Origin of the sequence: Faecalicatena contorta, from assembly GCF_001404335.1 — a bacterium.
GTDB classification, from domain to species: Bacteria; Bacillota; Clostridia; order Lachnospirales; family Lachnospiraceae; genus Faecalicatena; species Faecalicatena contortus_B.
On sequence record NZ_CYZU01000022.1, the window covers coordinates 43,588 to 67,636 of the forward strand.

The window sequence follows — 24,049 nt, forward strand, 5'->3', positions numbered from 1 at the left end:
CCGTATTCCGTTTGTATTATTCCTGCACCCTGCATGGGATAGGCAGCTGCGGGAGCGTCCAGATCAGCAGTTTGTCATATGGCCGGTCTTCCTTCGGTGCCTTAAAATCGTTTGTGTAGCAGATTTCCAGTTTGTCCGGGAGCAGGTCTTTATCTTTTACCAGAAGGATAAAATAAAATTCCAGTTCCTCATCCGCTTTGATTTCCTTGATAAATTCACTCTTTTCCGGGTTGGAAAAAAGGAGTCGCCCCTCGTAGCTTTTCTTACCGTGTGTCCCGTTTACAGCCAGATTTTCCGCATTCAGTGTATACGGCCCCTTGTTGGCGGCCTGCCCGGTGATGACATAATATTTCCAGCCCTTTTGTTCTTCATAATAATGGTAGTAGCCGCTTGGTTCTTCCGGTTTTATCTCACTGCGGGTTTCCATCTCCCCGATGGAGAAAGAAACGCCGTTTATCTCTGCCCCCCCGCCGGGACCTGCATAAGCGGTATCCTCTGCCTTTCCCTTCCCGCTGCATCCGCCTGCCAGAACAAGCACTGCCAGAAACAGTGCCAGAACCGGTACCGTAGCCAGTGCTTTCCTCGCCTTCATCTATTCCACCTCTAAGACCGCTTCCACCGCACCGCCGTTATAGTAGCTTTCCGGGTCTTTCAGGTCCGATGTTTCTACCGTGATGACAATCGGGTACTCGCCCGTTTCCAGCTTTTTGTTTATTTTGAATTTCGTTACCGCCGTTCGCGGCTTAATCAGGCCTGTGTGGTATAATTCTGTCCCGTCGCTTTTAAGTGTGATGGTGAATTTGAAGAAGCATTCATTCCCCTCCGGGTTCAGCAGGGCCGCTTCCACCTCCTGCGTGGCGTAATTCATTTCCAGGACGTCAAATCCCGGCAGGAGGATCGAATCCGGGTCCGTGTTCTTAACACCGTCCGGCAGCTGGTAGGCGATGGCACTGCCGTCGAGGGCCGGGCCGCGGTTCAGTAAGAAGGCGGCGGTCCCACCGGCTGCCAGGGTGAGCAGAAGGATAACCACGGCCAGTATTTTCCCTGCTGTCCTGACCCTGATCCTTGCATAGCCTGCTTTCCCGTTTGGGCTTGAAACAGGGATATAGCCTATTATTTTTTCAAAGAAAGATAACTTGTATTTGTACCGGAACAGCCGCATCGTCTTCCGCTCCCGCTCCTGCTGCATACTGATATACCGCCGGTTTGTATTGCCCGTCGCGCCGGTTACATCGCCAAAGACCATATCTTCTTTGTCATTCCCGGTGCCGTCAAATGTGTCCCCCGGGATATAGCTCCAGACCCCGCCGTCCCGGGATTTCATCTCTGCAGATAATCCCTCCATGTCTCTGTATGGGTATTCCATGTGTTCCTCCTTTTAGGGACTCCCGGTTATTTTCGGGAATGCCCTTATTTTGTTACGTTCAGCTGTGCGTCAATAGTCCCCCCGTTGTAAATGATCTCCGGATCCTTCAGGTCGATCGTTTCCACGATGATGTCGACCGGGTATGTCCCGGCCTGAAACTTTTTGTCAAGGTCAAATTCCGTGACGGCTTTCCCCGGTTCAATCAGTCCGGAGGTGTAGAGCGCCTCCCCTGTGTCTTTGAGCTTCACCGTATATTTGAAATAGCAGCCGTTGCCTTCCGGATTGAACAGGGTTGCCTCGACATGGGTCGCGTTCTCCTGTACATTGATGATGCTGATGCCGGGAAGCAGGATGGAATCTTCGTCCGTATTTTCTACGCCGTCGATGTGTGTCGTTACTACTATCGGAACACATTTTATCAACCTCGTTGCTATCATGTGAACACAATTCTTCAGTTCTATGTCGTCCTCTTGCATTTTTTCTTTGTGGTTTAAATTTAGCACCATCCACGTTATTCTTCAAGCCCGTTTTATAAACAAATGTCAATTGTGCAGGGTCAACATTTCCATTTTCATCAAGTCCACCTACAATTACTTTTTCAACAATGCTTTCAAACACATAGCGGTCGAATTTATCAAGAACTTCATTCTGTTCCAAAGTTTTCTTAAACTCTTTCAGACGTTTTTTTATGTCTTTTTCATTATCAGAAGTTTCTTGTAATTTTTTTCTTTCTTCAACAAGCTGTTCTTGTTTGCTTACTAAATCAGCATATTTACTTTCGTAGGTTTCCTTATCAATAATTTCTTCCAGACGCATATCCACAAGTTTACTTTTTTTCTTCTCTAATGCGCCTATCTCTTTTTCTGCTTTTGCAAGTTGTTTTGACACCACACTACTACTAAGCGTATCGTCCATTCTCTGCAAAAATTCTTCCAGAACATCTTTATTATCATCACACAATAAACGATAACTTTCTACAAACGCTTCTTCAATAGCTGTTTCTGGAATGCCTTTGCTATGCTTACAGAATTTTTTTCCTTTCTTCGTAGCCGTTACGCATTGCCATATAACCTTGCTGTACTGTGAACTGCTGTGCCAATTACGCCTTGTTAAAGTGCCACCGCAGAAACCACATTCCAGCATACAACTGAAAGCATATTTCCTACTATATTTTTCTCTCTTTGTGCTACCCTCTCCAATCTTTCCTCTATTAACATTTCTTCTGGCAAGAATTTCTTGTGCTTTTTCAAAAACTTCTTCGCTAATAATCGGTTCGTGATGATTACGAATATAAAATTTATCTTCCTCTCCGAAATTCTCCAATCTTCGCTTTGAAATCGGGTCTACTGTAAAGGTTTTTCCTAGCAATAAATCGCCTTTATATTTCTCGTTCTTGATAATACCAATGACTGTTGATTGTACCCATGTAGAACTTCCGTACTTTGTTTTATATCCCAAATTTTCAAGCTCATGTGCAATAACAGAACCGCCAGCACCCTCAATATACCGATTAAAAATATAACGTACAATTTCTGCTTCTTCTTCATTCACGGTAATTGTTTTCGTGTCTTTGTGATAATCATATCCAAGACAACCTTGAAAACCAACCAGCTCTCCCCGTTTCATTTTCATTTTTAAACCTTTTTTTACATTAGCAGATATATTTTCAACTTCCTGCTGTGCCACAGAACTAAGTACAACTAAAAGCAATTCCCCATCCATAGTTAAAGTGTTGATTTTCTCATCTTCAAAATATACTGCTATATTGCGTTCCTTTAACATACGAACATACTTTAAAGTATCTAGCGTATTTCTGGCAAATCTGGAAATAGACTTTGTAATAACCATATCAATTTCCCCATTCATACAATCATTTATCATACGCTGGAAATCTTCTCTTTTTGCCACTTGTGTACCTGTGATTGCTTCATCAGCATATATGTCCGCAAGTACCCATTCTTTATTCTTCTTAATCATATCTGTATAATAGGCTACCTGCGACTTATAACTGTTTAGCTGGTCTGCACTATCTGTACTAACCCTGCAATATGCACCAACACGCATAAGTTCAATCGTTTTTCCCCTTGTACGAGTTTGTAAATCATTTCTTGCTTTGATTACTTCTACTTCTTTCACAGAACCACTCCTTTTATATTTGCATTTTGTATTCCTTTTGTAGTGTTATTATACAATATTCAAATATACAATTCAAGCGGTTATATCTGAAACAATATTATAATCTTGCATAAGTTTTGATTTTACTAAAGCATATTCTTTTTCAGAAATCATTTTACGGGCAAGAAGTTGGTTCAACATGGCAATCTGCATACTATATCGTATTAGTTTTTTCTCCATATAAATTCCCCCTTGCTTGTAATTTCCAAGCAGACAGACGGCTTTGGAAAGCTCCGTTAGTATCTCAACTATTCCCATTCTTGTGGGCAGAACCGCACCTTGCGGACGTATCATTATTCTGTGAGCATAGGTCATGGCAAAACGACTTTTCCAACAGTCGCTCTCGGATCACTGTGTGGGTCGCTCGCTTTCTTTTGGAAAGGTCATGGCGTACAGTTCCCGTGGCTCGCTATCTCACAAACGTGTCTGTCTGCTTTATTCAGTTTTCAAAGAGCTGTGTCGAAAACATATTGCTTTCATTCTTTAAGCAGTAGCAGAGCAGGAAAGAGGGGGAATTGGACAAATCATGCTCTGCTGGCAACTGCTGATTATTCCTCTATCTCAAATTCACAAATCATCTTCAATAGAGCTTCTCTGATACGTCCTTTTAATTCCATATCTACGACAACACAGACATTTCCGTATTCATCATAGAACGGACGTAAACAACATTTTGATATGTACGGTTCATAGAACTGCAATAGCTTCTCAATAGAATTTATATTGCCGTCCACAGCCGACGAAATAAGATAAAATGACGGGTGTGTTTTATTCATTTTTCGTGTTCTCCTTTAACTTTTTTCCGATTTTATCAAGTGAACTTTTCCTAATACGAAATGATGTTGAACGGTCAATTTTCATCTTGTCACCGATTTCTGCATCGCTCATGCCAAGAAAGAAATACATCAATACAATGTTTCTGTCTTTTTCTGAAAGAACTTTGAGAGCGTCCGCTAATTCATCATCAAGTACACGGATTTCAATACCACATACATCAAAAACTATGTAGTCGCTTTCATACTCGTCCCAGACAGCCAGCTTTTCAACAACGATTTCTGGAAGTTCACAGAATGAGATTTCCTTATTCCTGCGTCGCCTTAATTCCTTTCGGTAGTTTCGTACAATGTTCTTGACTACACGTTTTAGCTTGCAGTCGAATTGACATTGTACTGTCTTTTGGAAGTCCGACGGTTTCATAACCACACCCCCTTTCCGTTATGACGTGAAAAGTGTTTATCCCTCTTTCCGCACCATATCTGTACGGCAAGGTGTGATTTGTTGCAGGATTTTAGAAAAAAGTTAAAAATATTTTCAGCAATAAAAAAACCCGCACAAAACATAGTGTTTGTGCGAGCTAAAGCTCTGGCATATTCAGTTGTAATTGTACGTATTGTACTGCTAAATTGACCTTGATATTTTTGTAAATTTCTTAAAATATTCCATAATGCAAGCCCCCTCAAAGCAATGCGTTAAATATCTAAAATCTTGGTTTTCTCTAATTATACGGGACACTTGTTGCAACAATAATATTGTTGGTATTCAAAAGTAGGTGTGATATATTTTCATTAGGAAATTATACCTTTTAGGGCATAACAAATATCAATAATTCTCAATACATCTTGAAATGGGTTATTCTTAGAATTTATATCTATCATAAGCCACTTTTGTCCATTCCCCTCTCTAGTATTGTGATAAATTCTCTGCTTTTTTTCCATTGACATTGGATAATTCATTTTCAGCATTTCCTGTTTCCACAGGAATCACCCATATTTCCATATAACTAATATCTGCACTTCCTTTGTAATATTTTTCTGCCATGAACGGCTTTGTAATCAATTTATGATTTGGAAGCCATGTTTCAAACAGATACTTATTTGCTTGATTTAAAGCAGTGGTAACAAGTTCTTCAAAAGATTCTGCCTCAATTCTGCATACAACATACTCACCTGCTGGTAATGTGTGTTGTACCATATTTTTAGGACATACATCTATTGATGAAGCCATACCTCCTACAAAGTAAAGGAACGTTCCTTTATCTGGACTTGCTGAATGAGATACACCAAGCTCAATATCATTGTTAAAAATGGCACTTTCGGTTTGCAGTTTCTTTGCATGAAATTCACGCCATAGCTGACCTGGAACATCAATTCCCGTACTTTCTCCAACAGGAATTTGTTCAGTAACATTTACTGTTTTTTCAAAACCAAAATACATTTCCCTTGTTCTTAATGTTTTCCTTTGAATCTCCAAAACAATATTCCCTACAATCAATGGAACATTTTCATCAATCATGATATAACGTGAAGCAAGTTCTGGCTTGTCAAATGTATTTAACATAGGAACATTCTTTCTGTATTCATCTGGAGTTATATGGTAAACTTCTTTAAATGCTCTTGTGAAATTAGCATGGTCTGAAAATCCATATTTTAAAGCTATGTCTAATATTCTTTCCTCCGAATTATTCAATTCTGCTATTACCATTGCTAAACGACGAAGTTTGATATATTCTTGAACTGATCTCTTAACTAATCTTTTAAACAAACGTTGGTAATAAAATGTAGAAAGACAGGCAATTTCCGCCAGTTTCTCTGTTTCGATTTTCTCACTTAAATGTTGTTCAATATAGTTTAATGACATTTCAATATTTTCATATGCGTACATATCAGTACCTCCTTGTATAATTTATAATCAAAGTATACATGAAATTTTTTTGTATAGCTTGTCGCACAATGCCATTATCTTATAAGAAATCAAAAGATATAAAAAAACAATTTTGTCTATATGGTAACTTTTATTTCTTTGGTACTTTTTAATGAGCCATATCTAATAAATTCATCACATATCTTTTAATGTTTTTCGTATCATAGACCATTGGAACTGTATTGTTCATTGCTTCGTCAATCGTCGCTTCAATATCAGCTCGTACATCAGCATACGATAAACCGCCAGCTTTTGCACCAGCTTTCAATGCTTTTTAATATCTCGTTTTTTAAGTCCTATCATTAGAACCAACTCCCTAAAATAAGTTAATCTTCTTTTTCAAAAATTAAATCTATCTTTCGCATACAGCCTTTTGCGTCAATTTCTGTGGGTACAAATCCTGCGTAGTGATACCCCGTTTTTGCGTAACTGTCAATAATTTCTTTGTGTTTATCAGTACAAAGGAATACAACTCCTTTCGCATTATAGTTAATTTCTACATACTCATATTTTTTCATTCTTCAAAACTCCTTTCAAATACAAATTTATCTTTGGATTTATTGACTTTTACAAACTGGAATTTATATTTCATACAGACTTAATCAAATGGTGTTCAAAAAAAGTTTCAAAAGTATTTGTAGCACCACCATGTTCCACGATTTTTCCATCTATAATTTTATCAATATCTACTCCTGTGATTTCCAAAACCTTATTTGTAGGTGTTATTCCGAAAAAATCTCCAACATGAGTCCCTTTCATAATAAATTCTGAAATAACATAATCATCTGCTTCGTATTGACGAATAATTTTCATAGTGTAGTCGGGATATGTTTTTTTGACAGCCTCAAGGTGTTGCCTCATTCCATCTATGCCGATAAACATCTCGTTTTCGCCAACCTTTTACACGCAATCCTTTGAAATATATTGTGGAAGCTCATTAAGCAAGTTTTCTGAAACAACCACCTCATAAAAGTATTTTATAATCTCTTTATTGTTCATGGTACACCTCCAAAATAAATTTCGATTTTCTTAATTCTATAAACTAGAATTTATAGAAACACTACTTTATCAACCTGCCTTGGTTTGTTTATAAAGTAACCCACCTTTGGCAAGTAATAGCAAAAATGCAACTACTATTGCATATGGTTCTCTCACCATCGCCAAAAACAAAACAGCAAAAACACTGAATCCAACGGACAATGAATTAACTACCCTTTTGCCCTTTTCTAATTTGAAATAGACCATTAGTATTTTTACAATTCCAACGATTGTTAAGCCGATAAACAATGCCCAATAGATTGTAATAATCAAAACATCATTATCTACATAATCAAAGAGATTTACTGCATAGATATATCCATTGACCGGTTTTGGATACAGCGGTAGAAAAATAAGCATCAAAGAAAATAAGTCAACAAACCCCAATAATAAGTCGCATATAGTATTGAGATTGGATCTATTTTCTTTTTCTGCAATTGTAATCAACTGTTCTCCTGATAACAGATCATCAATAGACACTGCAAAATATCTTGATATTTCTTTCAATGAATCTATGCTTGGATATCCTCTTCTTGATTCCCATTTTGAAATAGCAGTTCTGGAAACAAACAATGCCTCTGCCAGTTCTTCTTGTGTCAATCCCCGGCTCTTTCTTAATTCCTGAAGTTTTTCATGGAATTCCAAAACCTGCACCTCCCTTGCTTATTCTATTGATTCTTTGTCGATAGCATAACTACTGCTTTATAAATAGTAAACAATCCCATACTTAAAATTACTCCACCTACAATATCCGTGAACCAGTGTACTCCTGAAATCAATCTTCCGATAACCATAAATACTGAAAAAGCAATTACTGTAATCGTAATAATTCGTTTAGTTGTAACACAGGTCAGTCTACGCTGAATCTGTTCGATTAAAGTAGGCATCACACACAATATCAATAAAGTAGTAGAAGATGGATAAGAAGCCTCCATCACTCCTTCAATTAAGATTGGTCTGTAATTAATTGGGATAATTTCAAAAATTGAATATGCCAGTATCACGATACCATAATATACACCCAAAATGATGATATCTGAATCCACCTTAAAAAGACTTCTTCTCTTAATTAACTGAACCAGTCCAATTCCTGCAAAAATCAGACATACAACAATTGGTACAAGCCCCATCCAGTCGGTAATCGTATAAAGCGTCATATGAACACCTGTCAAACGATGAAACCAGCAGTTGAATGTTGCAAATCCAATATTGGTTCCATTCTGCCCAAGAGGCTGCACATCAACAATCTGAATCAAAGCTGTCCATATTACAAATGTTGCAAGGAGTATCACTCCAAATAATAAATTCTTTTTTCCGTTCTTTTTCATTATTCTACGTCCTTTCAAAAGTTAATCTGTCTTTTCGACAATTTAACGTTATCAAAAAACGTAAAATAACAACAGAATCTCTCTGTCACATGTATGATACGATTCGTATCATTCCTTCAAATACTTGTTTTCCTGATTCATCAGACCTACAATTTCTAATTTATCAATTTCGTATCTTCTTGTATTCTTCTATTTTCAAATCATTACCCTCAAAGATAAAATTATTGATGTCAATCGGTAAACATATTAGAACGCAAATTATAGTGTCTGGTTCTAAAGAATTTATTTTTTTTGTAGAATTATAGCAATAAAATTCAGATAATCTCCACCGCCAGCTTCTATTGCTTTACGGTCATTTATTGCATATTCATTATTTTGCTTTATCCAATCCGACCAAACTTCCGAATTACTTTCCATTTCATATATTGAAATTAAATCTGCCTTCTTACAATGACTAATTATGTTAGACCAATATGTTATATCATGTATATAATCAAGTTCTTCTGGTGTCCATGATAACAATAACTCTTCTGGAAGGTTGTCATGGCAATCTTTCTTCATGCCAGGAACTGTGATATAAACAAACCCACCTTTCTTAACAAATGGAAGCAATTTTTCATCTAAATATATAGGGTCACGTCCAAAATAATTATATGAATCTGTACTTACTACAGCATCAAAAAACTCTTTCTCAAATTTAAGTTCATTGGCATCAGCTTTTACAGATTTAATTTGTGCAGAAGATAATCCCATTTTTTTGAAAAATTCTTCATTTTCTTTTGGCTCACTCCATAAGTCAACTGCAAAAACAACAAATCCATATTCTTTTGCAAGAAATACAGAAGTTAAACCTTGTCCACTTCCAAGGTCACAGACATAGCTGCCAGACGGGATTTTATGATTTTGTAATAGTTCCTCTTGTAATTTTATAGGATTCGGTCCCATAATTTTTGTCTGTAAGTCGGGTGTAAAATATTTTTTACTGCGAATATATTCCATTTTCTCATCTCCATTATTGTAATATTTTAATAGTTAATATTTGTGACTTATAACAATATTCATTTTGAGTTTCTCTGCTGAAATTAAAAAGTTATGTTTGCATTCAGGACAGAATAAAGGATTATTTTACTTTTTCATTTGTAATATATTTCTTGACAAATTGATTAACATGTGTGGTTAATTGAGATTTTAAATCCCAACAATTTTCAACTGCGTCTGCTACACTTATCAATAGAAATAATGGCGCATAATATTCAATAGCAAGCTGTTTTGTATCACACTCTTGAAGAACACCTTTTTTAATCATTTCATTAAATATATCTTCTATATAACTGATAGGACCATTTACAAGACATTTTTGATAAAGCATATTCATTTTTAAATTTCTATATTGCTCTAGTATTAACATTTTGCGAAAATTAGACGCAAATTCATCAGTCACCCAAAAATCGTATTGTGCAAAAGTAAATGTTGTTAGACTTTCAATAGTTGTATTTCTGTATGCATTAGGGGTTACCACTATTGTGCTTTCTGGTACTTGATATTCCTTAGCTCGCTTATTATCAATTTGATACATACGTTCTACGATACAGTCAAAAATATCTTGCTTATTTTTATAATGTTTATATAATGCTCCTTTTGTCATTCCCAAGGCTTCCGCAATCATACTAACAGAAACAGCCTCATAACCATTCACTGCAAATAAGTGTAGTGCAATTTTTAATATATTTTCTTTTGTGTCAGACATTTACAACCTCCTTCTTTAGTAAACGAACGTTTACTTCTGTAAACCATTATAGTAAACGCTCGTTTACTTGTCAAGTAGTATAAAATGTAGTGTGCCTTTGGTTCATAGGTTGATCTCTCGATCGCTGGTGCTTTATGCCTTGCACCATATTTCCTACATACATTTCTCTATGCAAAATACTGTTTATTGGAAAGAATTGTACTCAAAGCTTTCCATAACGTTAGCCCCCTTAAAGCACTTTCTAGTATCTAAAAACATCATTCTACAACATAACAGATTTCAATAAACCTTAATACATCTTGTCGTCCTCGCTATCTTTTGGACTATTGTTAGAATTTCTCCTTTGGTTATACTTCTTCATAATTACAATTTTAAGTAAGCCAACGACAATCAAAACCACAACAATGATAATCCACCAGTATTGTTCCATAACCTATTTCCCCCTTTCCCTTTCAATAGTCTTAAATCATCTTCCCTGTCCTATGCAGAATAGAGAAGTTCATTCGTATTAACATGTACCATACAATGTTTACATTGTGGAAAGTTGTTTTCAATCGTTTGATGGACTCCCTCAGCAATTCTATGAGCGTCATAAAGAGCTAAATTACCATCAGCTAATATTTCAATATCTACATACATTTTCGCTCCAAACATGCGGGTTTTTAATTCATCAATACCATCAACCCCTTGCTGCTGAAGCACAACTTCCCTAATCTTTGTTTCAGTAGCATTGTCACAACTATGGTCTACCATTTTGTTAATGCTTTCTTTGAAAATGTCCAAAGCAGCTTTTAAGATACAACCGCAAATCACAACGCTTGCAATAGGGTCGAAAATAGCATAGCCTAAACGCACTCCTAAAATGCCAATTAAGGAACCAACCGACGAGAGTGCATCAGAGCGGTGATGCCATGCGTCAGCCATAAGTGCGTCAGAATTTGTATGCTTTGCAGCACTTCTTGTAAACCAGTACATCCACTCTTTTATAACAATGGATAAGACTGCCGCCGTAAGTGCGATTCCACTAGAGACAGAAAGCGTATTGTACTGTCCTGAAAAGATTTTCTTGATACCTGAATATCCTATTCCAGCACCCGTTATAGCCAATGCAACAGAGAGAATAATGGAAGCCACACATTCCATACGTTCATGCCCATAAGGATGTTCTCTATCAGGCTGTTTTTCTGATATTTTAATTCCAACCATCACAACGATTGTGCTTAATACATCAGAAGCCGAGTGTACAGCGTCCGACAGCATAGCACTTGACTTTCCTATATATCCAGCAGCAAATTTAAGTAGCGATAAACTCAGATTGATGATTAGTGTAATTTTGGAAACCTGAATAGCCTTATTCATATTTTTGTTTTGCAGAAGTCTACCTTTTTCCATAATATGCCTCCTTATCCTGCCAGCTTCCGAAACAGACGTTTTGTAAGGAAGTAGTACCAGACTAAAGCTACCACCAATCCTATGGAGAAATAAAGAACCGCTTCATTCTGCATGGCTTTCGCTACCCAAAATGATGGAAGGAAGCCAACCGCGAACTGGTAGTAACTATCAATAAAAAAGGGGGCTGGTATTCCGAGCAATGTAAGTGCAGCTAGTTTTGTAACTGCCATGACTCCTATTGGTCTGGGGTCCTCCGGGCTTGTTATGATTTTCTCAAAATCAGCCTCTGTTTCAGCAGGATATTTTTCAAATGCAGTAAAAACAGTATTGGACCCAAACAGCACCGCATCCGAATGAATTCCCCCGGCAACCTGGTAGTAAACTTCCGGATTATCAAAGCCTTTAATGCGGCCATCAAGGCTAATTTGTGTGTGCATAATTATCTTTGGTTTCATATTTTTCAATCCTCCTTTTTGATAGTAGAATATCATAATACACTGACAGCTGTATGTCAGCAGGGGATATGAAACCTTACAAAAAATACATAACAGACCAATCGCTTTCTCTAAATCAAGTTTAGGCAGTGATTCGTAATTTGTGCCAGGTGTTTACGGGTTATGCATTTTAATTCATCAGGTTGGACTATTTCAATGCCTGATCCATATTCAATCAGCTGCTTGCTCAATATCTCAAAGGAATCTGTCTGGAATTCGATTTCCATTTTACTTCCCAAATCGGTTTCTTCAAGGAAGCCGAGAGAATACCTGTTCTTGATAGAATTGTATGTCTCCCCTTTTTCAGCTCTAAGAATTACATTATATAGTTTTTTATATGAAAGCATTTGTTTTAATATTTGTTCCAAAGAGCCATCATGGCTTTGACAGAGCTCTTCTTCTATGCAAATGCTTTTAATCCGATCCACACGAAAATTCCTATATTCATTTCTTAGCCTGCAAAACCGATTAAGTACCAGTTCTGTTCATAAAACCCCAGTGATATAGGCTCTATCATTCTGCTTTCCGGTTCTTGCCCTCCTGATGCAGGATATTGAATTGATATTACCCTTTTATTGCAGATTGCAGTCTGAATTGCTGCAATAACGTTATCCGCCAATGTATTTTTCTGTCCAGATGTGCTGTACACGTTAATACTGTTCTCCAACTCCTGTGCATAGTTTTTTTCACCATGCTTCAAAATAGATTTGATTTTATACATAGCTGAATCAAAATCCTTTATAAATGATTCATCTCCATGGCAATTTAAAAATTTCCCTGCTGTAATCAATGCACCCACTTCCGCCGCTGTAAACATTACCGGCGGAAGTAGGAAGCCCTCTACAAGAAAATATCCTTTTCCGGCCTCAGATCCAATTGGTATTCCGGCTTCTTCAAGTGTCCGGATATCTCTGTAAACTGTCCTTAAGCTTATATTAAATCGCTGTGCAATTTCTTTGGCAGGAATTATTTTTTTTGATTGCAGCTGAATAAGAATAGAGGTTACTCTGTTAATCCTGTTCAAATTTTATTCCTCCTCTGTGACTTCCATAAAAAGTATATCCTATGCGTTCTTAAGCTAGCTGCTGTTAGTGCTTCTCATTGCACCCTGGTTATAAAAGCCATACTCACAAACCTCTTCACCAAAACTCTTTACATCTCTAATATAGAACTCTATCTAGCGAACTTTTAGAAAAGATATAAAACATCAGAGTATGGACAGTTGCGGATGTACTTCAGAAAAGATTAGATGTCTAAAAAGCTTGTAGTTAAAGCTTTTTAGACATCTAAATCTAGGTACTAAAACAATTCATCCAGTAAAATATAATATTTTATTTTCTCCCAATCAGGCTTGATCCCCAGTAAGTCAAAAAATAGCTCGACATACTGTTCTTCCCCGATATCCTCCCTGATCGACCGGACGCAGAAGGCAATGTCATACCACTTGTCCGCCCTGCCGCTTCTCCCAAGATCAATAAAGCCACTTACTTTGCCATCTTTCACAAAGATGTTGCTGTCTCCCAGGTCGCCGTGGGAAAAGACAAGTTCCTCTTCGGGCTTTTCCGTCTTTAAAAAATCATACAGCTCGCGCGGATCTTTAAATGGAGTGTCTTCTTCCCAGTTTTCGCAATCCACATCGGCCAGATCGTTATTCAGTAAGTAATCCAATTCGGCTAAGCGGCTGTCTAAGCTATTCGTATAGGGACAATCCGATATGTCGATGGAGTGAAAGAGCCTGATGCACTCCGCATACAGCTCGATAATCTTTTCAGGGCTTTGTTCATCTTCATACTCTTCCGAGCAAAGGACGCCATCGGCCTCACTCATGAGCAGATTGCTCCAGCCATCATGCCGTTCAAAGTGCAGGACCTTTGGAACAGGCAGCTTTCCTTCCAGCCATAGCATCATGTCCTTTTCCCGTTCCACATCATAGGTGGTCCCTTTATACCGGCTGTCCGTCATTTTTAAATATAGGTTTTCATTTTCTCCCACCAGCTTATATACCTTAGCAGGAGACATTCCTTCCGTATCTTTTACGCAGCGGTATTTTTCGATCAGTTTTTTCAATTCCGGTGATATTCTCATTTTAGCCATTTATTATTTCCTTCCTCTTTTCTACAGTATTTAAAGATACCCCAAGAAGCTAATTATAACAAGACGAACTCCAATTCACTGTTCCTTGCATTCTAAAACCTTAAATACCAGAAAACAGCTTTTTCAAAGTTGTTTTCAAAGTTGGCGTATAACATAGTATCGACGGAGCCGATTTTGAAACCACAATTATGATAGAATTTACAAGCTATAAGGTTATTGTCCTGGGTTTCAAGCATTAGTCCATGCAAGTTTTTATGCTTTGCCCATTCTATAGATATATTGATAAGCGCGCTGCCTATGCCTTGCCCCCTGAAATCCTTACATACGGCGATATCTTCTATATAAGCGTACCGGTTCCAATTTTTTCGCAGTTTAACTTTTCCGACGCATTTATCGTCTTGGTAGTAAAGATATATTATCTTATCAGTATTGTCAATATATTCAAGGCAATCTGCCTCCTCATCCTCTTCATCCTCTTCGTCTTGGTAGCTTTTTAAATATGGCGCTTCATAGAGTAATTCTGTAAAGGTCCAATTCTCGTTTTCATACCTCGGTATAATCTTACCTATCACCTCAAATGGTTCGCTGGGTTTATCGATATCTTTCAGGTGCCCTGCTTTCATTTCTGTAATCACTGTTCCCGCCTCTCTTCTATATCAGCGGCATATGTGCTATCCAGGCAGCCGGTTTTACCAGTGTATTTTTTATACATGTCCCTGGTATATTTTGTTATATTCCTATCATACTCCGGATAGGCATAATGAAGCCTTTCCGCCACCTCACCGGATACCGCCCTGAACAATTGATGGCATAGAAATAATGCTTCCCATATGTTTTCATAGGAATCCATCCGGTAGGTGGACAAAAGTTTCTCCCACAAATCCTCGGATATATACCTTTCAATAAACTTATAGTTCTTGCCTACACTTAATTTAAAGCCTGTTTCGATGCCGACCTTCCATGATATCATTCTCAGCAGCTCATGGCGAACAATCTGATTAAAATGATCAATAGCAAATAAAATTTCCTTACGGCACAATCCTTTAATAACATAAGGTGTTACATTCCAAAATTCATTGCAGCAATCATCATACTCCCTTGCGCTTGGCTTTCTTACATGATAATCTATATCAGTCGGAACTATGTCCCTTTTAATTCTACAATCTTTATCAATTAGAACCTTTATTAATTTATCGCCCTTTAGGTAATTATCTAACTCTTCCAAGGGCAATAAGGTAAGATCAATTTTATTGTAATCATCAAATAGCATAAGATAGGAAAATCCCTTTTCTTCAGGTGGGAATAATTCCATATCCTCCGGCTTTTGCATCATTATTATATTCCCAAATTGATTAAGCCAGTCATCATTAGATATAAACGGTTCTATATCACTTACAAAATATGTAATATCATAATCCTGAAATTCATCTTTAGGTATATTAATATTTGCGCGTGACCCCTCAAGGGTCACAATTCGAATACGTTCATCCTGTTCTGCTAAAGAAAGTACTAAATCCATCATTTCTTTTTCTGATCTCATTTACATACTCCTCGTTTATTTTTTCTATATTATTACATCTTCTTTTTTGCCGATACAATCAGCATCATTGGGCGTCGCATTTCATCCGCCATCCCCGGAATATCCATCATGTTCTCTGGCGGCTGTGGCTCCACAATCTGATTTATTATAAAACTATTTGAAAGCAGTGTATTTAGATATGTGGTCAGTGTTCTATGATATTTTGTAACCTTTTCTTCCAAAAACATAGCTGTCCGTTTGCCCTCATAATAATAATTGTCCACCGGGAAATGCAGTATTTCTCCTTTTTCGTTATAATACCAGTCTTGTGTTCCATGAGCAGTAAAAACAGGATGTTCAACTGTAAAAACTAAATTGCCACCAGCCTTCAGCATCCTATATATCTTTTTTATTAAATTCTCATAGTCTGCTACATAATGAAACGCAAGCGAACTTAGTATTACATCAAAGCTCTCCTCTGGGAAATCCACATCTTCTATGGCACAGCATTCATATTCAATCTGTGGAAAATGGGTTTTTCCTTTTGCTACTTCGAGCATTTTATGAGAAATATCAACACCTACTACAGAGGAAGCACCGTTTTCCATCGCATATATACAGTGCCATCCATAGCCGCATCCTAAATCAAGCACACGCTTCATCTACTTGTTTTTTGCCTTCTGTACCGCTTAAAACCGTTAGACTTGAACGAGTAAAGCCCTTATTATCTGTTTGTTTGAAAGACCAATCTTGCCATTCTTTGAAAGAATAACGGTAATTGGGATCAAAAAATTCTACATTGTCCGTTCTTGGTATACGAGCAATCCCAAAATGATTGCACGTTAGATCAACTGGCAAAGACTTTCCAAAATATTCTCGGATATTTTGCGAGATTATTTTGGCTGCTTTGACAGATTTAAATTCTGATTTTGAAGTCACATAAACTGGCGTTTCTAAAACAAAATATGCTTGATAACCTTTATCAGATTTGATAATTAACGTAGGCATAAAACCTAAATCAATAGCTGTTGTTAAAATATCGCTTGCTGAAATAGTTTCTTTTGCCGTGTGAATATCAAAATCAATAAAGAAGGTATTGATTTGTCTTAAATTGTTTTCAGAATGTCCTTTCGTGTATGAACGGTTTTCGTCTGCATACGTACCATAACGATAAACGTTTGGTGTCCAATGCGTAAATGTATCTTGATTTTCGTGAATCGCTTCTTCGGAAGTCAGAACAACGCCACGTCCGCCAATCATGCTTTTTTTTGAGCGATACGCAAAAATAGCCCCTTTGCTTTTACCTGGCTTGGTAGTGATTGAGCGAATTTTACTATTTTTAAATTTGTACTTTAACAAGCCGTCATGAAGCACAGTTTCTACAACAAAAGGGATATTCATTCAGCTGTTCTCCTTTCTTACGAAAATTAATTAGTTAGAAGCTACGATCAAAGTTGAATCACAACAAAAAAGGCAATCAACTAAGTTTTTCTTAATTGATTGCCTGGTATCTTCTTAAAGACTTGAAATTCCCTCAAAAACCCGATATAATGGGTTTACAGATATTTAAGTATCTGATTAATAAAGTAATTAAATACTTTACCAAATTTCGGGTCTCGACTTCTTTAATTGATTGGTGGTAATCAATTAAGGCTCGCAACTTATTTTCTTGGCGGAAAATAAGTTGGTCGTGGCTCTTTTTTTGTATTCTTTATTCAGTTCGTTGTTTCGTTATATCTAGTATACCGCTTTTAAAAAAAATAAGCAACAATTTCGTTAAATATATTAACGACAATCATTGCTTCTCTTCTTCTATTTGCAACTCTACTTGTTCTAATTCATTAGGAATTAAGTCAATAACTAAGGTTGAGTTTGTCAATTCTGCAATTCGTTCCAATGTTTTTAATGTCGGATCTGATTTTCCTGATTCAATCAATGAATAATTTGATCTACTCATTTCTAATTCTTGGGAGAATTTTTCTTTTGATTTGGTACCTCTCATCTTTTTTAAGCTTTCTCTAAATGCTAGTTCCAAGTTTCTCCCTCCTGTTTATGTAAATATTTTGCACGTTTTCCATTTAATTATATCGTTACACCTTGTAAATCACAAGTGATTAATCACAAATCACTTGTGATTAGTGATTGTTATTGGTGTTGCCTAGAACGATTCTAAGCACATGTTTAATTTTAAAGTGGGCAATTATCTTTAAAATGTCCTACAATGATTCAATAAAAGCATGGCTGCTAGTGAAACTTGCGACCATGCTTTTAAAAATACTTAATGGGGTCCCGAGCGCTTTAGCTCCTTGGAAGCTGTCAGTAGTATACCTAATAATTTATCTACATTCCCTTTAGTAACGTGTAACTTTCCAAATTTACAAAAGCGACTCATAGAATTATTTCCTCCCGTTAAATAATAGATAACTATTAAAAATAGACAATACTTGCTCATAAGTAACGGTACTTAAATTGTTTACTTTGGCGTGTTTCATTGCTTGATGAAACTGATTTTTAGTAAACAGTTGACGATATTCTCGATTGACCCATTTTGAAACAAAGTACGTATATAGCTTCCAATATTTATCTGGAACATCTGTGGTATGGCGGGTAAGTTTTATTAAGACACTGTTTACTTTTGGTTTAGGATGAAAGCATTCCGCTGGCAGCTTAAGCAATTGCTGAATCGAGACTTGAGTGTGCAAGAGCAACCCTAGTGTTCGGTGAATATCCAAGGTACGCTTGTAGAATCCTTCTTCAACAATCAGATAGATGTCAGACGCATGGCTTTCAAAAACCACTTTTTTAATAATTTGTGTGCTTAAATGGTAAGGAATATTCCCAACAATTTTATACCTCTGTTTGTTAGGGAATTGAAACTGTAGAATATCTTGGTGAATTAAAGTGACACGAATGTTCAGTTTTAATTTTTCTGACGATAAGTTGAATAGATGACTGTCTAATTCAATAGACGTTACCTGTTTACTTATTTTAGCCAGTTTCGTCGTTAAATGCCCTTTACCTGTTCCAATTTCGTAAACGGTATCGGTTTCTTTTAAATTCAATTGTTTTATTATTTGGTTGAGTACTTTTTCACTCGTTAAAAAGTTTTGAGAATATTTTATATTTTTGTTCATGTAATCACTCCTGAAGTGATTACATCTATAAATAAATACAGAAGTTAAACGATTTGTTTGTAATTTTAGTTATCTGTTTAAAAAGTCATAAGATTAGTCACTGGTAGGAATTAATCTAACGTATTTATTTATCTGCGTAATCACTGTTTTTAGTCTGTTTCAAAACAGTAGATGTTTTATCTACATTACGCATTTGGAATACCAACATGACGAATCCCTCCTTCTTAATTACAAATTTTTAGCATCTAATTTAACTTCAATTCCTATTATACAAAATTTTAAGATAATGCACTATCAACACACTCTTAAGTTTGCTTCTAAGTCTTATTTCCATAACTTTAGGGTTAACCATACGCAAGACCAATCACTCTCGGACAATACTCATGATTTTAATGATAAAATCCATGTTAAACCCATAGATAAGAAATACACCTGCAATAACCGTTACCTGTTTGTGCCAATTTAAAAATGCACCACTTTTTTATGATTAAAACGGTTGAAAACTGTACCACTAATAACTCACAATAGAGAGATGTCACCGTCAAGTTAAATGTACAAAATAACAGCGAAATTTTTAAATCTATTTCTTATCGATACAAATTCCTCGTAGGCGCTCGGGACCCCTTAATTAGATTCTCTTTTTAAAAATGAATGCTGATCCTAATACCATTAATGAACCTAGGACAGACAATGCAATATTTTCTGTTTCTCCTGTTTTTGGTAAAACTTTCATTTTTCCGTCTGAACCTTTAACCGTTACTGTTCCGTCTTTTTGAACATCTGCGCCAATTTCTTTAGCTTCAACTTTTTTTGTTGTTCCGTCTGCTAATTGAATGATTGGTTTACTATCTTCAACTGCAACAATCACAACGCCTGTATCTGTATTAACTGGGTTTTCGATTGGGTTTGTGTCTACTGGTTTACTTGGTTCTGTTGGCTCTGTCGGCTTGCTTAGGACACTGTCCCAACAGACACTTTTTAAAGTATGCTGCACTAATCCTTATTTTTCACAGCATAGCGCAATGACAGACAGCCATGTTCTGCATTCTCTGTTCCCTGCAATTCCAAATTAACTTTTTCAGATAACAGAAGGTTATCAAATAGTTGTTTTTCTTTATTACCTACAAAACATGGTGATATCACAAGACTGATTTCATCAATAAGTCCGTTTTCTAATAATTTGTTGGTTAATCCACCGCCACTGTCTGTCCGCATGTATTTACACCCATATTGCTCATGCAGGATCTGAAAGGCTTTTTCATAGTCCACATGATCATTTCCTGACACAATATATGGGTAATGCCTTTCCTCCAAATAATTCAAATATTCCTTCGGAGTGGCAGTTGATACCAGAATGACAATTTCCTTCAGATATCCAAGATTTCTTAAGCAATGAAGACTTCTCAAGATACCTCTGCTGTCAGGTATACCCTCTAATTTATTGCTTGATAATGTGATAATCATAAGTGAAACAATAATTGCCTGTACTGAGCCGAGAAGCGCCAAACATATTGTCATTCCAATGGACAACTTTTCTAATGAAAAAAGTAACAGTACAATAAAAGCGATGACCGCCGAAATAATTGAGGGTACTCCCAACCTTGTAAAGAGATACCCCGACTTACCAAGAGGGGTAATCGAAAAGTACCGTGACACTTTATCGTCGATTTCCTCTAATGTAATCATTGCAAATGCAAAGCAGAGCAATACAGGAGCCATGATAGAAAGTAATAAATCAAAGATCGGATAGTATGCTTGCAAAGAAAAATCTGTTATTCTTTCAAGAAAGGGAATACCGAATTTAATCAAAGCTCCCATGACAAAAGGCGTAAAACAAGCTGCAAACATCATAGGGTCGCTCTTAATTTGCTTAAATACCTGTATGGTACTGGATAATATCCTTTTCATAGCTTTACACCTCCCAAACTTCTCCACATATGCTTAACTGTATGTCGCGCAACTATGTAGAGGATAATCAACGTAGCAATTACAAGTACCATATCAAACGATAGTAAAATGCTTTTTCCAGTTATGAGGTTCATGCAAGCTGTGAACGGAAAAAAGCGGAATATATCTGGTAACTTTACAAACAGACCAACGATAGGTGGAACAAAGCAAACAATTTCTATCGACATAATCACAATGAGAAATTGGTTCAAGTTTGAAATTTTTGTAGCCGCAATAATGCCAAGCATAGTAAAGATTGCTGATGTCAAAGCTGTACCAACTGCGATACTAAGTAACTGATTGCTACCGGAAACGAATCCTAATATCATTGCAATTACCGTAGATATGGCAATTAACGCAACTGTTTTTGAAAGTATGTACTCCGATACTTTTACAGGCGATACTACCATAGCATTTAACACCTTTTGACTTTTTTCCAAGAGGACAATCGCTCCCATAAAAAACAATCCCATTGCTGCTGGGTCAGAGTATATCATGATAGAAGCAATATCCGTTTTCCAATGTCCCGTCAAAGCGGCAATCCCACACACATATAAAACTGTTAATATAAAGTAGATAAAATAGAAACCATATTTCCATTGGAAATGTATATCACCACAAATTAAACGTCCCAATCTCATTGAAGTGTCCTCCCTGTAATATCAACAAAAATATCATTTAATGTAGGCTCACTACTATGAATAGAAAGCAAACGGTTTTCGGAAATTAAACTTTTTAACAACTTATCTTCTGTGGTTCTATCAAGCAGACATTCTCCGGTTTTCTCGCCTTTATCATAGTAGGTATAGTGTATTTTGGCAGCTCCCCTTGACATAATCAAATTATGCGGGCTATCCAATGCACTGACTTTTCCGGCAACAATAAAGGCTACTTGGTCACATAGCTCTGTTGCGTCAAACATATTGTGAGTAGTAATGATAATCGTTTTTCCGCGTTTCTTTTCCGCAAGAATAATATCTTTCATTAAACGATTATTTGTAGGGTCAAGACCGCTTGTAGGTTCATCAAGGAATAATATATCAGGGTCATGGACTAACGCTTTAATGAAATTCAAGCGAGAACGCATACCTTTGGAAAAGTCAGCAACTTTTTTGTCCCCATCATTTTCTAAGCCTACCATATGCAATAATTCATCAATAGACCGAGGTTGCTTGTCATATAGAGAAGCAAAATAGGCGAGATTTTGTCGTGCTGTGAATTTCTCGTAGCAGGTTGAAAATTCAAAGTCTACTCCAATATTTTCATAAAACCGATTTGTATGCTCCCTTATTTCTGTACCTGCAACTTTTACGCTGCCTTTATAACTTGTATTAAGCCCAGTTAAAATTTTTTGAATAGTTGATTTCCCAGCACCAGAGGGTCCTAAAAAACCGAAAATTTCTCCTCTCCCAACATGGAAACTTACATTCTCAACAAACGGTTTGTCAGTATAGCTAAAATACAGTTTTTTTACATCAATCATTATTCTTTCCTCCTTTAACTTTATGACGTTTATAGATATATAGTCATATAAACTGTAAAAAATTTGTTTGGCCACTTGCTTGTCAAATAACCAAACAAAATTATTACTCTGCTACTACTTGCTGAATAATACCATTCACTAAAAGATTTTGTATCATATTCAATTCTTCGTCCTCTTTGAATTGTTCCAAACAGGATAAAACAGAATACAGGGATTTTATGATAACCGTATGCGGAACCAAAAATACAACCCCTAAACCTTCCAGTATCTCCAATATACGAATATCACTGTACATATGATTCTCAAAAATATCTGACGATATTTTTCTTTGCAGATAGTCCATTAAAGATAAATCAATCTGTGAAAGAATAGGCGAAGTAATCACCCCCGTTAAACTTAGCATGATAACGTCCTTTGCTAAATCTCTATGGTTCTTATACTTTTTCTTTTTAACGGTTGTTTCTATACTTGTAAATAACTCTTTTTGTAAGCGAAAATTGATTTCCACATATAGATGTTCTTTACTGGGATAAAAAGCATAGAATGAACCTTTTGATATGTTTACAGCAGCTGCTAAATCATCAACTGTTACTTTTTTTAAGCCGTGTAATGAAAACAGCTTTTCTCCCTCTATCAAAAGTTTACTGTTTATGATTTCTTTTTCTTGTTCCGTAAATCGTGGCAAACTCATAACCCCCTTATGACTAAAATGTTTTTATCGTCATGAAAAGTATAACATTTACTGATTATATAATCAATATACTATCCAAGATATTTATGCAAGGTAGCTTCCAATGCGTTTATTGTAGTGTCCGTGTCCTCATTAAAAATCATGTGACGATTAAGCTCTAAAGTAAGTAATTCCTTTTTCGGTACATGAATTAAATCAAATACTTTGTTGGTATAATCAAAGCTAAAAAGCGGATCGCCTTTGGCAGTAATTAAAATAACAGGACATTGTATAGCCCCATTCTCCAAGCACGATAAGTCAGCATTAAATAAGCTGGCGACAAATCTTAAAGGATAATAGGGTAAAAGCATAGGGTCATTTAAGCAATCTTGTTTTGCCTGTTCACTATAAAATACTCTGTCATAGTCTAAATAAGCGTCTCCTGGAACCTTATAGTTAGGCAGCAATTTTCCACCTACACGAAAGCCCAACTGTATCAGCCCCATAAAACGGTGTGACCATGCGGGATATTTTGTTAAGCTCATAGTTTCTTTTAATGTAGTCAGCATGATATTATGTGGAAAAACGGCTTTTAACCTTGTGTCCCTACCCGCCGCCATTGCAGCTAAAATCCCACCTTGACTGGAACCCATGACAGCTATGTTTTCACCAAAATTTTCTATTCCGTAAGTCGTTGCGTCATATACATTATGCAGCAAATCTTCCATTGTATAATTTTTTTTGATTTTAGGGCTTTTTCCGTGTGAAAGATAGTGAATGCCTATTATATTAAATCCTCTTTCACTCAAACCACATAGAAAATTCTCATACATGAGAGGGTGTGACATAGTACCCGGCAAAAAAACAATGGTAGGACTACTTCTTTCTGTATACCAGATAGAAAGTGTTATCGGAACATTATTTGAAGAAATACCAACTTCTTTATACATACCACATACCTC

General features: G+C 36.5%; 27 protein-coding genes and 9 pseudogenes. All 36 read right to left on the minus strand.

What is annotated here, in order from left to right:
• Positions 1-16 precede the first annotated feature (16 nt).
• Entirely contained in the window at positions 17-592 is a 576-nt protein-coding gene (locus ARB69_RS12395; RefSeq protein WP_055153412.1) for a hypothetical protein, read from the minus strand.
• Positions 593-1,366, minus strand: a complete 774-nt coding sequence (locus ARB69_RS12400; RefSeq protein ID WP_055153414.1) for a hypothetical protein — start codon at positions 1,364-1,366, stop codon at positions 593-595.
• A 44-nt stretch (positions 1,367-1,410) separates the two neighbouring features.
• Positions 1,411-1,614: a hypothetical protein gene (locus ARB69_RS12405; protein WP_055153416.1), complete on the minus strand. Its 204-nt coding sequence runs from the start codon at positions 1,612-1,614 to the stop codon at positions 1,411-1,413.
• Entirely contained in the window at positions 1,565-3,502 is a 1,938-nt protein-coding gene (locus tag ARB69_RS12410) for a recombinase family protein (RefSeq protein ID WP_242857588.1), read from the minus strand. Before ARB69_RS12410 ends, ARB69_RS12405 begins: the two co-directional genes overlap by 50 nt.
• A gap of 72 nt (positions 3,503-3,574) precedes the next feature.
• Complete coding sequence (locus ARB69_RS12415) at positions 3,575-3,721, minus strand: SHOCT domain-containing protein (RefSeq protein WP_044822819.1); 147 nt, start codon at positions 3,719-3,721, stop codon at positions 3,575-3,577.
• A 368-nt stretch (positions 3,722-4,089) separates the two neighbouring features.
• Positions 4,090-4,317 (minus strand): helix-turn-helix domain-containing protein, encoded by a 228-nt coding sequence (locus ARB69_RS12420; RefSeq protein WP_044822746.1) that lies wholly within the window; start codon positions 4,315-4,317, stop codon positions 4,090-4,092.
• The gene (locus ARB69_RS12425; RefSeq protein ID WP_044822747.1) at positions 4,310-4,738 is read right to left on the minus strand and encodes an RNA polymerase sigma factor; all 429 of its coding nucleotides are present in this window, start codon (positions 4,736-4,738) and stop codon (positions 4,310-4,312) included. Before ARB69_RS12425 ends, ARB69_RS12420 begins: the two co-directional genes overlap by 8 nt.
• 483 nt (positions 4,739-5,221) lie before the next feature.
• Complete coding sequence (locus ARB69_RS12430; protein ID WP_044822748.1) at positions 5,222-6,202, minus strand: AraC family transcriptional regulator; 981 nt, start codon at positions 6,200-6,202, stop codon at positions 5,222-5,224.
• A 148-nt stretch (positions 6,203-6,350) separates the two neighbouring features.
• Positions 6,351-6,544 (minus strand): annotated as a pseudogene (locus tag ARB69_RS26040) (hypothetical protein).
• A 23-nt stretch (positions 6,545-6,567) separates the two neighbouring features.
• A complete protein-coding gene (locus ARB69_RS12435; protein ID WP_003434344.1) occupies positions 6,568-6,759 on the minus strand; it encodes a DUF4177 domain-containing protein in 192 nt (63 codons plus the stop codon).
• A gap of 70 nt (positions 6,760-6,829) precedes the next feature.
• Positions 6,830-7,240, minus strand: a pseudogene (locus ARB69_RS12440) (ester cyclase).
• A 69-nt stretch (positions 7,241-7,309) separates the two neighbouring features.
• Positions 7,310-7,933, minus strand: coding sequence for a helix-turn-helix domain-containing protein (locus ARB69_RS12445; protein WP_235665152.1), 624 nt, complete (start codon positions 7,931-7,933; stop codon positions 7,310-7,312).
• Positions 7,934-7,947: 14 nt separating this feature from the next.
• Entirely contained in the window at positions 7,948-8,607 is a 660-nt protein-coding gene (locus ARB69_RS12450) for a phosphatase PAP2 family protein (protein ID WP_044822750.1), read from the minus strand.
• A 282-nt stretch (positions 8,608-8,889) separates the two neighbouring features.
• Positions 8,890-9,606, minus strand: a complete 717-nt coding sequence (locus ARB69_RS12455) for an SAM-dependent methyltransferase (protein ID WP_044822751.1) — start codon at positions 9,604-9,606, stop codon at positions 8,890-8,892.
• Between the two features lie 33 nt (positions 9,607-9,639).
• Positions 9,640-9,699, minus strand: a pseudogene (locus ARB69_RS28465) (hypothetical protein); the annotation flags it as partial.
• Between the two features lie 28 nt (positions 9,700-9,727).
• Entirely contained in the window at positions 9,728-10,354 is a 627-nt protein-coding gene (locus tag ARB69_RS12460; protein WP_044822752.1) for a TetR/AcrR family transcriptional regulator, read from the minus strand.
• 480 nt (positions 10,355-10,834) lie between these two features.
• The gene (locus tag ARB69_RS12465; RefSeq protein WP_044822753.1) at positions 10,835-11,746 is read right to left on the minus strand and encodes a cation diffusion facilitator family transporter; all 912 of its coding nucleotides are present in this window, start codon (positions 11,744-11,746) and stop codon (positions 10,835-10,837) included.
• Positions 11,747-11,757: 11 nt separating this feature from the next.
• A complete protein-coding gene (locus tag ARB69_RS27695; protein ID WP_161793102.1) occupies positions 11,758-12,201 on the minus strand; it encodes a hypothetical protein in 444 nt (147 codons plus the stop codon).
• Between the two features lie 110 nt (positions 12,202-12,311).
• A pseudogene (locus ARB69_RS28470) lies at positions 12,312-13,057 on the minus strand (helix-turn-helix transcriptional regulator).
• A gap of 75 nt (positions 13,058-13,132) precedes the next feature.
• Positions 13,133-13,264: pseudogene (locus ARB69_RS28475) on the minus strand (HTH domain-containing protein); the annotation flags it as partial.
• 275 nt (positions 13,265-13,539) lie between these two features.
• Entirely contained in the window at positions 13,540-14,334 is a 795-nt protein-coding gene (gene aph(3')-IIIa / locus ARB69_RS12485; RefSeq protein WP_001096887.1) for an aminoglycoside O-phosphotransferase APH(3')-IIIa, read from the minus strand.
• Positions 14,335-14,426: 92 nt separating this feature from the next.
• The gene (sat4, locus tag ARB69_RS12490) at positions 14,427-14,969 is read right to left on the minus strand and encodes a streptothricin N-acetyltransferase Sat4 (RefSeq protein WP_000627290.1); all 543 of its coding nucleotides are present in this window, start codon (positions 14,967-14,969) and stop codon (positions 14,427-14,429) included.
• Positions 14,966-15,874, minus strand: coding sequence for an aminoglycoside nucleotidyltransferase ANT(6)-Ia (locus ARB69_RS12495; RefSeq protein WP_001255866.1), 909 nt, complete (start codon positions 15,872-15,874; stop codon positions 14,966-14,968). Before ARB69_RS12495 ends, sat4 begins: the two co-directional genes overlap by 4 nt.
• A 32-nt stretch (positions 15,875-15,906) precedes the next feature.
• Positions 15,907-16,512, minus strand: a pseudogene (locus ARB69_RS12500) (class I SAM-dependent methyltransferase); the annotation flags it as partial.
• Positions 16,499-17,254, minus strand: a complete 756-nt coding sequence (locus tag ARB69_RS12505; protein ID WP_044822754.1) for a hypothetical protein — start codon at positions 17,252-17,254, stop codon at positions 16,499-16,501. The pseudogene ARB69_RS12500 and the gene ARB69_RS12505, both read right to left, overlap by 14 nt.
• 394 nt (positions 17,255-17,648) lie before the next feature.
• The gene (locus tag ARB69_RS12510; protein WP_002380754.1) at positions 17,649-17,888 is read right to left on the minus strand and encodes a helix-turn-helix transcriptional regulator; all 240 of its coding nucleotides are present in this window, start codon (positions 17,886-17,888) and stop codon (positions 17,649-17,651) included.
• Positions 17,889-18,249: 361 nt separating this feature from the next.
• The gene (erm(B), locus tag ARB69_RS12515; protein WP_001038790.1) at positions 18,250-18,987 is read right to left on the minus strand and encodes a 23S rRNA (adenine(2058)-N(6))-methyltransferase Erm(B); all 738 of its coding nucleotides are present in this window, start codon (positions 18,985-18,987) and stop codon (positions 18,250-18,252) included.
• A 124-nt stretch (positions 18,988-19,111) separates the two neighbouring features.
• Positions 19,112-19,195: a 23S rRNA methyltransferase attenuation leader peptide gene (locus tag ARB69_RS12520; protein WP_001814874.1), complete on the minus strand. Its 84-nt coding sequence runs from the start codon at positions 19,193-19,195 to the stop codon at positions 19,112-19,114.
• Positions 19,196-19,243: 48 nt separating this feature from the next.
• Positions 19,244-19,327, minus strand: a pseudogene (locus ARB69_RS27920) (MLS leader peptide); the annotation flags it as partial.
• Positions 19,328-19,615: 288 nt separating this feature from the next.
• Complete coding sequence (locus tag ARB69_RS12525) at positions 19,616-19,981, minus strand: LPXTG cell wall anchor domain-containing protein (RefSeq protein WP_207643114.1); 366 nt, start codon at positions 19,979-19,981, stop codon at positions 19,616-19,618.
• A pseudogene (locus ARB69_RS27410) lies at positions 19,981-20,415 on the minus strand (dihydrofolate reductase family protein); the annotation flags it as partial. The pseudogene ARB69_RS27410 and the gene ARB69_RS12525, both read right to left, overlap by 1 nt.
• Positions 20,413-20,895, minus strand: a pseudogene (locus tag ARB69_RS28270) (ABC transporter permease); the annotation flags it as partial. The pseudogenes ARB69_RS27410 and ARB69_RS28270, both read right to left, overlap by 3 nt.
• Positions 20,892-21,575, minus strand: a complete 684-nt coding sequence (locus ARB69_RS12535) for a hypothetical protein (protein WP_044822757.1) — start codon at positions 21,573-21,575, stop codon at positions 20,892-20,894. The gene ARB69_RS12535 and the pseudogene ARB69_RS28270, both read right to left, overlap by 4 nt.
• Positions 21,572-22,417, minus strand: a complete 846-nt coding sequence (locus ARB69_RS12540) for an ABC transporter ATP-binding protein (RefSeq protein WP_021408153.1) — start codon at positions 22,415-22,417, stop codon at positions 21,572-21,574. The genes ARB69_RS12535 and ARB69_RS12540 overlap by 4 nt, the downstream gene beginning before the upstream one ends.
• 103 nt (positions 22,418-22,520) lie before the next feature.
• A complete protein-coding gene (locus ARB69_RS12545; RefSeq protein ID WP_044822822.1) occupies positions 22,521-23,102 on the minus strand; it encodes a TetR/AcrR family transcriptional regulator in 582 nt (193 codons plus the stop codon).
• A 77-nt stretch (positions 23,103-23,179) separates the two neighbouring features.
• Positions 23,180-24,037 carry an alpha/beta hydrolase gene (locus tag ARB69_RS12550; protein WP_021408161.1) on the minus strand — a complete coding sequence of 286 codons (858 nt, stop codon included), beginning with the start codon at positions 24,035-24,037 and terminating at the stop codon, positions 23,180-23,182.
• Positions 24,038-24,049: the final 12 nt, after the last annotated feature.